The organism is Patescibacteria group bacterium (genome assembly GCA_028711655.1).
Taxonomy (GTDB): domain Bacteria; phylum Patescibacteriota; class Patescibacteriia; order Patescibacteriales; family JAQTRU01; genus JAQTRU01.
This window is the reverse complement of sequence record JAQTRU010000030.1, coordinates 1-13,399: the sequence shown is the minus strand read 5'-3', so window position 1 is coordinate 13,399 and position 13,399 is coordinate 1. Positions and strand designations below refer to the sequence as shown.

Genomic DNA, 13,399 nt, shown 5'->3' with positions numbered 1-13,399 from the left:
AGAATATCTGCCAGAATACGTGGCTGAATTTTCAGTAAGATTTAGCCACCCGGAAATCTTTGATTCTCCGCTAACCTATCTGCAAAAATCAATTAGCTCTGTTCCACTTGACTAGGTATACCCAAAAGGAAGGTATTGACAAAATTGCAAACCTATGCTACACTTTACTCATAATTAATTTAAGATTTTGCCTGGCCTATTTTTAAAATTTAAGCTAAGCAAAACAAAAAACCATTAAATGAGCGATCAAAACAACTCCTTTGGCCAACGCCAGATGTACCAAGGAAACTGGACCTGTTCTGGCTGCGGCGCGGAAATCACCGAGCTGCCTTTTCAGCCGGATGGAGACAGGCCGATTTTCTGCCGCGACTGCCACAGGCAAAGACGCGACAGCCGGCCAAGGAGATAAGCCCCGCGCTTTAGAAGCGGGACAAGTTGGAAACTTTAATCTATCTTAAGATAATATACTTCTATAGGTAAATATCCAACGTAAAAACCCCGCCCTTTTCTAAGGGCGGGGTTTTGTTATTTTGCTTTTTTGCCTCATCTATAAATACTTTTCAATAACTTCCGCTAAAGCTTCTTTGGATTGCAAACCGTTCAAAGTCTCCTTGGCTTGTCCGTCTTTAAATAAAATAATGGTCGGAATGCTCATAATCCCATATTTGCTTGAAGTTTCCGGAGCTTCTTCTGTATTAATTTTCCCTACCACCGCCTTCCCTTCCATTTCTTCCGCCACTTCATCAACTATCGGGCCCTGAATCTGACAGGGACCGCACCAAACAGCAAAAAAATCAACCAAAACCGGTTTTTCCCCCGAAGCTTCAATAACTTCTTTTTGAAAATTTTCATCATTAAAAACTCTCTCCATAAATTGATTTTTAGATTATTAAATGTAAAAACATTTTATCATATCCTTGTTTGGCCTGTCAAAATATCCTAAGTCAGTAAAAACCCGCCGTCCACCACAATCATGGCTCCGGTCATATAAGAAGAAGCGTCAGTTGCTAAAAATAAAACGGCCAGGGCGATTTCATCCGGCTCGCCAAACCGTCCCAAAGGAATTCTTTGGGTAAATTGCTTTATAACTTCCTGCTGATTGGCGCCATCTCCGCCGGCGTTCATTTTCTGTACGCCCTCGGTATTAATCCCGCCCGGGGCAATGGCATTAACCCGAATCCCTTTTTTGGCTGTTTCCAAAGCAAAATTTTTGGTAAAGCCCCAGACTCCGTGTTTGGAAGCGTCATATGCGGCCAAACCCGGCTGGCTGGGATGAAGAGCGTCAATGGAAGCGATATTAACAATATTGCCCTTGCCAGCTTTTACCATTACTTGGCCGGCTTCGCGGCAGCAGAGAAAAACTCCGCGCAGATTAATGGCCTGAATTTTTTCCCAAAGCGCCAAATCCATATCTAAAACTAACTTATTGGGAAAAATGCCGGCGTTATTAACAAAAATATCCAATCCGCCAAACTCCTTTACGGTTTTAGCTGCTAAATTCTTTACCTCCTTTTCCGAACTCACATCGGTTTTAATAAAAACAGCTTTATTTTCTCCTCCGGCCAAAACCTTAACTTTTTCCTCCCCGACTTTTTTATCAATATCGGCGATAACCACATTCGCTCCGGCCTCAAAAAGCCGTTTAACAATCCCATAGCCAATGCCCATGGCCCCGCCGGTTACAACCGCGGTCTGCCCGCTTAAATCAAATATTTCGCTTATGGTTTTATTCGGCATAAAATTTTTATCCCGCATCTTTTGCTCCGCCCCGCATGTTTCAATGTTTTCCCGGTCGGATTAAAAGGCGCGAGATTTTTTCTTAATTTATAAATCTATCTTCGATTATAGCAAATCGTGACCAAAATAACAAAAGCCCTTTGCCTTATCCTTTAAAGTTGCTAAAATGAAATTAGCAGTTATTTTGAATTTCAACCCTGGGTATGAAACCGAAAAAAAAACCTGTTAATACCAAAGCGCTGGTTATTGTCGCTCATCCGGACGATGAAACTATCTGGATGGGCGGTTTTATCGCAATGCATCCAAAGGTGAAATGGACAATTTTTTCCTTGTGCCGGGGAAATGACCCCGACAGAAAACCAAAATTTCTAAAAACATGCAGATATTATAAAGCCAAAGCGGTAATCGCCGACTGGGAAGACGAAGGCAAGTTGTCCCTGAAAAAATCAATTCCAATTGCCAAAAAAATAATTATTAAAAAATTGAAAAAAACGGATCGGGAGAAATTTGACTGGATTTTTACCCATGGAAAAACGGGCGAATACGGGCACCCCAGGCATATCGGCGCCCATCAAGCAGTCAATTCGTTGGTCAAGGGCGGAATATTAAAACCAAAAAATATATTTTATTTCAATTATAAAAAATCCGGCAAAAAAAAATTCTCCCGCCCGCTGGCTGAAAATGACTCCGATTTGCTTATTACGCTGACGGGAGAAGAATTTAAGAGAAAAAAGGGAGTGATGACCGGTATTTACGGTTTTGACGCAAAGGGAATTGACGCGGGTTATTGCGCTAATCCTGAATCATTTAAGATAAAAAGTTATAAAAATTAATCGTCATTATGGGTTTTGCCCGCTTGGAGAAGGCAGGCTATCCGGAGGAGAGTAAACAGATAAGCTCAAAATGGCATAAAAAATTATGAAAATAGCCGTTCTATATGTTCACCCTCCTGAACCGGATGGTTTAAGCATCCAGGGCAATTTATTATATCGCGGGTTAAAAGAAATCGGCATTGAAGTCATGCCTTGCCATTATTTTTCCAGTTTTCAAAAACAATGGGTTCTAAAGGCGTTTAAACCGGATATCGCCATTGGCATCGGATGCTGGACTTATGTGCCGGACATTGTTCTAAGCCCCCAAGCAAACGGAGTTATCCCCGTGCCATGGCTGGTGGCCAATGGTTGGGTGGCAAATTACAAAAATATTTTAGGTTCCCTGCCCCTGGTTTTCACAACTTCAAACTGGGTAACCGGAACCTATAAACGCGACGGCGTGGACACAAAAAATTTTGAAACTTTGCCGATCGGTTTTGATCCCAAGGAAATAAGGCCAATGTCGCGCAACGACCAAAAAATTCAAGAATTGCGGCGCCTGCTCAATATTCAGCCGCACGAAAAAATGATTTTGACTATCGGCGGCGACGTTACGTCCAAGGGAGCGCAAGAAATGTTAAAAGCCTTGGCGGAAATAGACAAGGAATTTAAAGATTGGAAATATGTAATGAAACATTGGGATTCGGAGTCAGCTGAAATTCACGGAGAAGAAGAGCGGTTGTTAATTGACAGGTTGGGCATCCCCTCCCATAAAATTATTTATCTTTCCGGCGCTTTTTCCCATGACTTTATGCCTTATTTAATCGCGGCCTGCGACGTTTACGCGGCCCCGTCGCGGCTTGAAGGCTTCGGCATGATCCAAATGGAAGCCGAGGCTTGCGGCCGGCCGGTCCTGTCTATTGACGTTGGCGGTCCGGTTGATACGATTATTCACGGCAAAACCGGATTTTTGGCGGCGGTCGGCGAGGAAATAAAACTAACCGAGGAATGGGCCTATGAATCCATGGGCTTTGACGCCGACCATAAAATTATTTTTGATGAGCCAAAAGTCTTGGCTTATCGCGCGAGCGTTCCGGATCTAGTTAAATATTTGAAAATACTTTTAACCGATGACAAGTTGCGGGAAAAAATGGGAGAAGAGGCGCATAAGCACGCAATGGCGAATTTTCAATACACAGATGTCGCCAAGCAAGCGCTCGAAATGATCAAAGAAAAAATAAAACTGAATTGATAATATAAATTCCAAAATTCAAAACGGCTCTGCCCTTAATGAAAGGCGGGGCCGTTTTGAATATACCGCTGAATTATTATTTAAAAAATCAAAACCTTTTTTCTCTCCAAACACTTATAGGCGTAAACATAAGTTCCGGCAGACCAGCCCTGGAATGGCTCTCCCATCGGCGCGCCGGTTTTGCCATGAAGCCATTCATTGAATTCCTTGCGGCGCAATTTAACCAACTCTCCGCGAAACAAACGTTTTTTATTTTTGGTTATAATATACGAAGGCGATTCCGGATTTTTGATAACGGCGAGATTGGCTTTTGCCAAATTAACCAATTCTTTTTCCGCCAAAGCGTATTTTTTCATCTTTATCAAGGCAACAACGTAAAGTCCGCCGATAAACGGCCAGATGCCGGCGTTTAAATAATTATACGGCTCACGCGCGTCGCATTTCTCAAAATAAGAATGCCATCCCGGCCCGCCCTTTTTGAGCGGGGGCCAAATCGCCTTGCAAGGATAGGGCTTGTTGATTTTAGCCTTTTCTATAAACTTAAGAATGTTTAAAGCAATGGCCGGAGTGGCCAAGCCGGTAATAACAGCCAATAAATTGCCGGCTGTATCAAACCATTCTTCGTGTTCGCGGTCGCCGTCATGATTTTTCCACCCCCAGGGATAGTAATAACCGAGTTTTTTATCATAAAGCGCGGCGTAAGCCCGCTTTTCTCCATTAATAGTCTTTTTTACCGCTTCCGCCGATTTAAGCTCGCCCAAAAATTTCAGCGCGGCGTAAAATAAAGATTGGGCGTAAATAGTATAACCGTATTTATGGGGAAAGGCGTCTTGCCAATCCATCGTGGGCTGCTGGACGATAAGACCCAAATTGTCCGGATCTTGGCATTTTAACCAAAAAAGGGCCTTGGCAATATTATTTTTGTGTTTTTTCAGCAATGACTTGTCCAAATAATTTTTTGCGTAGAAATAATGGCCGATAATATACCAAAGCGGCGCGTCCAAAGAGTTAAAAGTAATATCCGACTGCCGGTCTGTATTATAAGAGCCGACGCAGTTCGGCACCAATCCGAATTCGGTTTGGTTTTTCGCCAAAAGCTCCAAACTTTTTTTTATCGGTTTTTTAAACTCCGGGAAAAAAGAGGCGCCAAGGGAAGTTACCATGCTGTCGCGCGCCCAAACCGCCTCATACCCGCCGGGCAGGCCGGAAGCGTAAAAGCCGTTTGGCTTGGAACAACTAGCCAAAACTTCAATTGCTTTCAAATAGGCTTCTCTTTTTTTATCCATAAATATAATTTTAATTGTTATTTAAAATAATTTAATTCTTCCGATTGCCAGCCGGGCCAAAAGGTAAGAAATGGTTGATTCGGCTCCCTGGTTAAAATTCAGCGAATGTTTGCCCAATCCGTCATAGCAACCCCCCGTAGCTTCGTCATAAACCATTTGGCTCAAATAATTTCTTCCCAGAAACCAATTAAAGGCGATTTTTGCCTTTTCGGCGTAATCTTTTCTCTTGGTTATTTCATAAGCTTTAACCAAGGCTTCAACGGCCGAAGAAGTATCTTCCGGCTGCTGGTCAAAGTAAGCGCGCTTGCCGTCGCAAAAATACCAGCCATTCTGCCCGATAGCGGAAAAATAACTTTTCTCAAAATGAATCGGAAGTAAAAATTTTAAGGCTTTTTCCGCCACCTTTAAATATCGTTTGTCGCCGGTCGCCGCAAAGGCGCAAAGCAATGACTCCGGCATCTTAAAATTTGAATAAGTCAAATAATCCTCAAACCAAAACCATTTCTTGGCTATATTTTTTGGTTTGGCAATTTGCTGATTATATTTTCTGACCAGCTTATCAGCCATTTTTTTCAGTTGGTTCAAATTCTCCCCATATTCTTTTTTATAGTTATTGCCCGCCGGTTTTCTGCCAGAAATTTGCCCTTGGGCGTACGCCAGCCCGATTATGGTAAAAGCGATAGCCCGGGGTGATTCAAGGCTGGCTATGTTTTTTTTAGCCTTCTTGAAAATGACATAAGCCATTTTTCTTAAGTTATCAGGCAGATTCCCGACTGAAAGCAAATAACCCATGGCCCACATGGCCCGGCCAAAAGAATCCTCACTGGTTGATTTATTGATAACCGTTTTATGCCGACTGATAAAATTAAAAAACTGGCCGCCGGATTTTTGGCAAAATTTAACAAACTTCAAATAAACAATAATTAAATCCAAAAAACTTTTTAACGGCTTCTCTTGATAAAGCATGGCGCTAGCCAGCAAGGCTCTGGAGTTGTCATCCAGGCAATATCCGGAATTAAGATCCGGCTTGGTGTGGTTGGCGAATTGAATGATGCCAAATTTATCTGTAAGGGTCCTTATATGGTCAAAATTAATCTGCGGCAATTTTCCTTTTTCTCTTGGTACGATTTTGGCAAAATTATTAAAAGTTTTAAAATAAGAAAAGGCTACGTTCTGCCAGGTCATATGGCGGGAATAAAAATAAGCGCTTTTTCTCATCTCATTCCTCGCCCTTTTGTCTTCCAGCATTGAAAACAAAGATTTTTCAATATCCTTATGATTTTTGAATCTTACCAAAAAACCTATTTCCGGGCTAATTGTATCCTTGGCGTATTGATTCGCCGTTGAAATTATCGGACAAGCGCAGGACAGGGCGTAAGAAAGGGTTCCGCTCACAGCCTGCCCGGGATTTAAAGTCGGAGAAATATAAATATCCGTAGCTTTAAGAAAATCCAACAATTCATCTAAACTTAAATATTTATCATAAAACTTGACATAATTTTCCAGCTTTAATCTGCTAATCATTTTCCTTAATTGGTTTCTGTATTTTTCCCCTTCATGTTTCCTGACAACCGGATGAGTCGCCCCCAGAATCAGGTAAAGGACATCCGGAAACTTTTTTACGACTTCGGGCAGGGCTTTAATGGCGTATTCAAGGCCTTTATCCCTGTTTAACATGCCGAAGGTTGATAAAATAGTTTTGCCTTGCAGATTTAATTTTTGTTTAGCTGCCGATTTCAGGGGAAAAGCCACGTGGTGAACGCCATGGGGAATAATGCGAATCTTTGACTTGTTTGTATCATATATTCTCTGTAAAATTCCCGCGGCGCTCTTGGTCATAACTACCACATTATCAGACCTTTCAATTACAGCTTGAGTGATACGCTTCAATTTTTTATCAGGTTTTGGCAAAACCGTATGAAAAGTCGTAATAATCGGCTTTTTGACTATTTCCATGAAAGGCAACAAATAATTTCCATGCTCTCCGCCAAAAATACCATATTCATGCTGAATGCTTACTAGTTTGATATTGCGCGATTTATTTATTTCTTTGGCCCTTAACAAATAATCTTCCATTTCGTCCTGGCTAATCTGCATGATAACTTTGCCGGGGTAATTATAAATAGCGGTAGCGCTACTGTTTATGGCCAAAATTCTGCTCTTCAAATCGGGATTAAACCCTCTATCTATGGCATTGGTCAAGTCTTGGGTAAAAGTGGCTATCCCGCATTCTCTGGGCGGAAAAGTCCCGACATAAAGCGCGCAAGGATATTTTAACTTTCTCATAACTCTTAATTTACACCGGCCGATGGCGTTTCAATGGCCGCCCAAAAAATTTTTAATGCCTCTTTCCCTTAACTTTATGTTTCATCAGCTCATTAAGCAATCTTTCCAAGCCTACGCTTGCCACGGCAATATAAGAGTCGGCCGCTCCATAATAAATATACAGCCGATTTCCAAAAATACTCGCGCCGGTGGGAAAAACCACATTGTGAACATGGCCCTCTCTTTCCCATTTCCTGTCAGGTGAAAACAGGGGATAAGGCAAACGGGCTATAATTCTTGTCGGGTCTTTCAGGTCAAGCAAAGCAACGCCGGCATGGTAAACCCTTCCTTTATTCATCGGCTCCACGCCATGATAAATCAATAACCAACCCAAATCGGTTTTTATCGGCGGGCAGCCGCCGCCGACATTTCTCGCTTCAAAGCCATACTTCCCCTCCAAAATAACATTTTCCGACAAATTTTTTACATACCCCTTCCAATAGTTAACATCTTTTAGCTGCCTGAATTTACTAAAATAAATTACCTGGATATCGGGCAAAATTCTATGGACGAGAGCAAACTTCTTGTTAATCTTTTTGGGGAATAAAAAACCGTCTTTGTCCCACAAAAGCACATCGCGCCCCGCCATATCTTTGTAATATGACTTAAAAAAATAATAATCATCCTTTAACTTTGAATATTTGAACAACCGGCCGATCGCATCATAACTTACCTGCGGGCTGATAATTCCCCCTCTTTTTAATTTAAATAAATCCGGGCCGTGGGAATAAGCAATCAAGGCGTTTTTTCCGTCATGGACAACATAAGTTAAATAAAAAGTATTGCCGATTTTAACAATTCTCGGGTCCTCAACTCCTTTTCTTTCATAGCGATGTTTTGGCGCTAAATAAGGAGCGCTCCATCTTTCCGCCACTTTAAGCGGCCCCTCCAATCTGGCGTAACCGAGGCAAGAAATATAATTTTTGTTCGTTGCCCGATAAATAATATGGACGTCATCGCCGTCCTGGTAAACGCCCGGATTTAAAACTGACTTATTTTCAAAATCGTTCTTGGTGGGTTTGAGAATAACTCCCTCTCGCTTAACTTTTATCATAACTTTATGTGGCGAAAATTAATAAATTATATTTGCCCTCCTAAAAATTCAGGTCTGCTTATCTTTATTCCATTATACCATAATTTATCTCTTTTCACGAAAAAAATCTTCTTGTCTGGCTGTTTTTGCCGGCCGCCCTTTTGCCAACCCGGCTTAAAATTCAACGAATTGACAAAACCGAATATCTTTGCTATACTGTTATCATAATTTAATAATATTTACGTTCATTTTACATCAGTAAAAATCAACGTAAACCAAACAAATGTCATATCAAGACAACGCCGGCGACCGGAAGATGTACCAGGGAAACTGGACCTGCTCGCAATGCGGGGCCGCGATTACCGAATTGCCTTTCGAGCCGAGCGGAGACAGGCCGCTTTTTTGCCGTGATTGCCACAGGCAGAAAGTGCAGGATCGTCCGAGACGATTCTAATTAAAGAGTAATATTATATTGAACTCAATCAGTTAATATACTTCTTAAACAAAAGCCACGCCCAAAGCGCGGCTTTTGTTATTTAGAGAATGATTGACATTTTAATTTAATTTTGCTATATTGCATAGTCATTCTCAATCAATGGCCAAAAGGAGGCGGGAATGGAAGATTTATTTGCCAGAATTGTTTTGGGGCACCTAACCGGTGACTATTTATTCCAGAGCAAAGTAATGGCTCTAAAAAAATCCGAAAAGGGTTTGGCCGGTTTGCTCTGGTGCACTTTCCATTGCTTCATTTACACCATAAGTGTTTGTCTTTTTCTCTGGACGGTCAATCCCCTGATTGTTGCTTTAATTTTTTTAAGCCATTGGCCAATAGACAGATGGTCTCTGGCTTCCAAATGGCTAAGGATAATCAAGGGGAGAGACTTTATCCAGGCTTATAGCTCCAGAGAACCATATCGCGATATTGACCTGGCGTTTTCTTGCCTGGTCTATGCGGTCGCAGACAACACTATGCACTTAATTCTTCTTTGGCTGATAACCAAATTTTTCCTCTGAAGCCCGGATAACTTCAGAGGATTTTTTTATTTAAAAAGGGGTAAAAAAACAAAACGAGATAAATACCCCGTTTTGTTGTGAATTATACTACAGTTACTTACTTTATATTTTTCTTTAATATCTCTAATTGCACCACATCATAACATCCCCTCCAAGTAGCATTATCCTTTCCTAATTTATTCGGATTCCTTAATTCTTTCGCCTGTTCTCCTACTCTTTGAGCTAAATCAACTTTAAGATCATCAAACAATTTAAATGGGTCAGTGACCCAACTACACCGATTATTATCGTTTTTCACTAAATTACGAAATGCTGCTAAAACTGGATAGATAAATCCACTCGGAATTCTATAACTAGACTCTCTACTCGTAAAAGGTAACGTTATTTTCTTCATCCTTTTTTTGTTTGTTACCTCAATTACTCCGGTTAAACTACCAAATTTCCCACCAGTAGAATTATAAGCCCCTGGTAATCTCAAATAAATATAATCATGCAGTTCCAAAATGGCAGGTAATAATGAAATGTATTTTTGCATTCTCCTATAATGCTTTCGATAATGTTCGAGTAGCGCGTTCTTTGTGGTATAGGTTTTAATCGGATGGACTCTATCATCAAACTCTTCAACATCAAAACAAATCATATAAGAAAGAATCTCTTTTATATCAATATCTTTCGATGTTCCGTCTTCAGTGAGTTCGTGCTCTTTATATGAAATCCTACCTTCATATTCTCTTCCTTTTAACGTCTTCTTTATTAACTCATATAATTTCAATAATTCCTGAATGCTTTGTTCTTTTACCTGTATAGATGTATTACGGGACTCAACTACCGATACAACTGCTTCTGGATCGTTAATACCTTCAATAACTTCTATTTTTATATATGCCTCAAAATCATCAAGTTCTTCCTCGGATAATCCTTCGAGAAAATTTTTTATTACAACGTAACTATGGCCTCCGTCGAGTAAACCATTTTTTGCCCGATCAGTAAATTCTATTTCTACTACATTCCCCTGATTATCAAAACAAACTCTATCCGCGAGTACTGTTAAACCCCGATTCCTAAAAAAGAAAGTATCAGGACTGTTTTCAAGTGTTTGTGCTATTTTTCTTGAAACTCCTGAATTTAAATTAGGATCTCGCGGATTTATCTTTCTCCAATTTTTAAACTCATCTGGGAGGTCTTTAATGTTTACCACAATCATATAACTTTTTGCTCCCTCAATTGAGTGAAGACCGGGTTCACTAATTACCTCGTACGGGCTTTCGATCTTCCTGAATGATAAAACGGGGAAACGAACTAAAGTAGCTTTTTCTGTAGAGTTCATAAGTTTGTACCAAAAAATTAGTATAAAATATTAATTTTAAACTAATTTCTTATTATTAATTAAACTTGCACAAAAAAAATGTGCTTTCCCGCACATTAGTACAAACCTTAATTAAATTATTAATTAGATAACAGGTTATACTAATTTCCCGAGCTTCCTGCTACGGGCACCATAGCTTTCGCTAATGGCGATAGTGGTACGGAACACACTATAAATAATATAATATATTAAAAAATTTTATTTGTCAATATCTGAACTGTGGATAAATTAAAATCTAATTAAAAAATCATGATTTTTCGGAATAATCATACTAAAATATTATTATGACTGAAAAAATAAAAAAGCGGTCCGATTTGACTGGACCGCTTTATTTTCTGTTTTAAAAAATTTCAGTAAGCTTCCATGGTGCAGGGCGGCTTGGGCGAAATCTGATAAACCGCGCTGACTACGCCCGGCGCTTCAGCCGGAATGCGCCTGCCCAGGTCAAGCAAAACCTCCTTCGGGGGTATTAATGGTTCGGCTGTCCGGGCATCAATGCTTCTCCAGGCCCTTACTTCAATCTGCAGTCCGAACTGGCGCTTGCCATCCACAACGCCGGTTACCCTGTCCTCGTTCAAAATCGTCATAGTCTGGAAAGGATTAAAAGGAGCAAGAAGCCCCTCAACAATTACCGTGGCTTGCCGGACAATCTCCAGTTTTTCTTCCGTTACTTCTCCCTTAATCCGGGTAGCCAGACCGGGTCCGGGAAAGGGCTGGCGGTTAACGATTTCATCGGGCAAGCCCAATCCTGTAGCCAACAGCCGAATACCGTCTTTGCGCAGCTGGACCAGGGGTTCAAAAATCTTGTAGCCGAAAGTTTCTTCCGGATCAATGCCCAGTTGCGCGAAAATATTATGCTGGCGCTTAATGCCGGCCACGGTTTCTTCCACGTCTGTTAAATTGGTGCCGTGAAGAAGAACCCGGGCCTGGCTCTTTTTAACCAGCGGACCGAAGACATCGCGGTAAAAAGACTGCCTGACAGCCTCCCGCTTTTCTTCCGGATCAATCACACCGGCCAGATTCCGCAAAAATATATCTTTGGCGTTTATGATTTCCACCATCACGCCCAACTTGCGGAAGATACCGACTATCTGGTGCGATTCTTCCTGGCGCATTAAGCCGGAGTCAATAAAATACGTTTTTAAGCGGGAACCAAGAGCTCTGTGCCCAAGCATGGTTACGACTGAAGAATCCACGCCGCCGGATAAGGCGTTTATAGCCAAACCGTCTCCGACCGCTTCCTGGATTGCCGCTACCTGCTCGTCAATAAAGCTTCGCATAAATCCAATGCCGCTTAACATAATAGCTGTAATCTCATTGGTGTCCATGCTAAAACCTCTCCTTTTTTGTGGATTTTTGTAAACTAATGAAAAGGACTAATTATTTTATTTCTTTACACGATTAATCTAATATATCCTAAAAAGCAAAAAAAGGCAAATTTTAGTCTGGCTTTAAAAATCCTTGACATTACCTTTAATTTATGATAATCTAACCCATTAAGTGTTCTTTTTTATTTTTGGCTGTATTTTTTTATAGCTTTATAGCAGTTAAACCTGCGGCAAAGTTTGCCGCAATCTGGCCCAAACAATCGTAAGAAGGGAGAACGCAATGAATGAGAGCCTCAGGGGATTTGCCAGAAGAATCGCCGCCAGTCTCGGATTGCCGCACGGTCTCGGGGAATCCATCATGGAAAGAGAAGGCGGATTTCTGGTTGAAACCTTTGATCCGGGCAGCCCGAAGTGCCGCGCCTGTATGGCCAAGAATGACGGAGAATGCCCGCTGGAAGAAATCGCAGATTTGTTGCCCGGCGGTATCCCCCTCCCGTTCGGCCCGCCCATGATGGGAGTAAACGCTATTACTTCAAAGACCTCTGTCAACATCGGCATGGACGAGGACGGAAGGTTGAGGGTGACCGGCCGGAAGACCGGTTCAATCTCCGTCAAAATTCCGGTCGACGAATTCCCCGACAAAGACGCCGCCGAAGCAATGCTGGAGGTCTTCCTGGCTATCAAGGCCATCGAAGAAGCGAACGAAAGGCTCAGGGAACTCCGGGAGGAAACGGACGAATTCAGGAAATTCGCGTCTTTCGAACCCGGCCGCCTACAGAATTACCTCTGGGATAAATTCCCGGCGTTCATGAACAAAGACGACATTAAAATCGCGGAAAGTGACTCCGCTTTCCTGCTGGTTGTGGAAAACGAGGAAAAAGACGACGTGGCCGTGGACCCCGTTTTCGGTCGAAAAATCCTTGACCGCCAAAGAAAGCTGGAGGAGGCAAGGGAAACCATCGCTGCCAACGAAGAACTCATCAACGAGTTGACCACCCTGGTGGAAGCCAAGGAGAGGATTGTCCCGCAATTGAAAAACGGCGCCCGAATCCTCGTCAGGAAATCGCTTCCCCAGGGAGAAAGATTCGTCGACCTTGCCGAAACGGAAGATGGAAAACCTAAGGCTTACCCCATTCTTTGGACAGTATATTGGCATTTAATTGTGATTAATTTCGGCCTTTAAATTATTTAAATTTGGAATCTTGATAAAATCTTTCGGCGATAAAGGCATTAAACATCGTCTGGC

The 13,399-nt window shown here is 41.7% G+C and carries 13 protein-coding genes; 6 read left to right on the top strand and 7 right to left on the bottom strand.

Annotated elements, in window-relative coordinates; translation table 11 throughout:
* Positions 1-238: 238 nt before the first annotated feature.
* Positions 239-409, top strand: coding sequence for a hypothetical protein (locus PHQ42_04005; protein MDD5071870.1), 171 nt, complete (start codon positions 239-241; stop codon positions 407-409).
* A 138-nt stretch (positions 410-547) separates the two neighbouring features.
* Here the strand turns inward: PHQ42_04005 and trxA are convergent, their stop codons facing one another.
* Positions 548-871, bottom strand: a complete 324-nt coding sequence (gene trxA / locus PHQ42_04000; GenBank protein ID MDD5071869.1) for a thioredoxin — start codon at positions 869-871, stop codon at positions 548-550.
* Positions 872-939: 68 nt separating this feature from the next.
* Positions 940-1,737, bottom strand: a complete 798-nt coding sequence (locus PHQ42_03995) for an SDR family NAD(P)-dependent oxidoreductase (GenBank protein MDD5071868.1) — start codon at positions 1,735-1,737, stop codon at positions 940-942.
* Between the two features lie 203 nt (positions 1,738-1,940).
* Here PHQ42_03995 and PHQ42_03990 point away from each other — a divergent pair, with 203 nt between their 5' ends.
* Both PHQ42_03990 and PHQ42_03985 read left to right on the top strand, forming a co-directional pair.
* Positions 1,941-2,570, top strand: a complete 630-nt coding sequence (locus PHQ42_03990; GenBank protein MDD5071867.1) for a PIG-L family deacetylase — start codon at positions 1,941-1,943, stop codon at positions 2,568-2,570.
* Positions 2,571-2,655: 85 nt separating this feature from the next.
* Positions 2,656-3,801: a glycosyltransferase family 4 protein gene (locus PHQ42_03985; GenBank protein MDD5071866.1), complete on the top strand. Its 1,146-nt coding sequence runs from the start codon at positions 2,656-2,658 to the stop codon at positions 3,799-3,801.
* An 80-nt stretch (positions 3,802-3,881) separates the two neighbouring features.
* Here PHQ42_03985 and PHQ42_03980 read toward each other — a convergent pair whose 3' ends face one another.
* The 3 genes from PHQ42_03980 to PHQ42_03970 are packed head-to-tail and all read right to left on the bottom strand — an operon-like array spanning position 3,882 to position 8,466.
* On the bottom strand, positions 3,882-5,087 hold the full coding sequence (locus tag PHQ42_03980; protein ID MDD5071865.1) for a glycoside hydrolase 100 family protein: 1,206 nt from the start codon (positions 5,085-5,087) through the stop codon (positions 3,882-3,884).
* A gap of 21 nt (positions 5,088-5,108) precedes the next feature.
* Positions 5,109-7,373 carry a glycosyltransferase gene (locus tag PHQ42_03975; protein MDD5071864.1) on the bottom strand — a complete coding sequence of 755 codons (2,265 nt, stop codon included), beginning with the start codon at positions 7,371-7,373 and terminating at the stop codon, positions 5,109-5,111.
* Between the two features lie 52 nt (positions 7,374-7,425).
* Positions 7,426-8,466, bottom strand: coding sequence for a pesticidal protein Cry7Aa (locus tag PHQ42_03970; GenBank protein MDD5071863.1), 1,041 nt, complete (start codon positions 8,464-8,466; stop codon positions 7,426-7,428).
* A 262-nt stretch (positions 8,467-8,728) separates the two neighbouring features.
* On the opposite strand from PHQ42_03970, the gene PHQ42_03965 reads away from it, so the two are divergent.
* Together PHQ42_03965 and PHQ42_03960 are read left to right on the top strand one after the other, a co-directional pair.
* Positions 8,729-8,899 carry a hypothetical protein gene (locus tag PHQ42_03965; GenBank protein MDD5071862.1) on the top strand — a complete coding sequence of 57 codons (171 nt, stop codon included), beginning with the start codon at positions 8,729-8,731 and terminating at the stop codon, positions 8,897-8,899.
* Positions 8,900-9,060: 161 nt separating this feature from the next.
* Complete coding sequence (locus tag PHQ42_03960; GenBank protein MDD5071861.1) at positions 9,061-9,459, top strand: DUF3307 domain-containing protein; 399 nt, start codon at positions 9,061-9,063, stop codon at positions 9,457-9,459.
* Positions 9,460-9,556: 97 nt separating this feature from the next.
* Here PHQ42_03960 and PHQ42_03955 read toward each other — a convergent pair whose 3' ends face one another.
* Together PHQ42_03955 and PHQ42_03950 are read right to left on the bottom strand one after the other, a co-directional pair.
* Positions 9,557-10,786 carry an AIPR family protein gene (locus PHQ42_03955; GenBank protein MDD5071860.1) on the bottom strand — a complete coding sequence of 410 codons (1,230 nt, stop codon included), beginning with the start codon at positions 10,784-10,786 and terminating at the stop codon, positions 9,557-9,559.
* 389 nt (positions 10,787-11,175) lie between these two features.
* Positions 11,176-12,126 carry an ATP-binding protein gene (locus PHQ42_03950; GenBank protein MDD5071859.1) on the bottom strand — a complete coding sequence of 317 codons (951 nt, stop codon included), beginning with the start codon at positions 12,124-12,126 and terminating at the stop codon, positions 11,176-11,178.
* Positions 12,127-12,433: 307 nt separating this feature from the next.
* On the opposite strand from PHQ42_03950, the gene PHQ42_03945 reads away from it, so the two are divergent.
* Positions 12,434-13,336: a hypothetical protein gene (locus PHQ42_03945; GenBank protein MDD5071858.1), complete on the top strand. Its 903-nt coding sequence runs from the start codon at positions 12,434-12,436 to the stop codon at positions 13,334-13,336.
* The last annotated feature ends 63 nt before the right edge of the window (positions 13,337-13,399 follow it).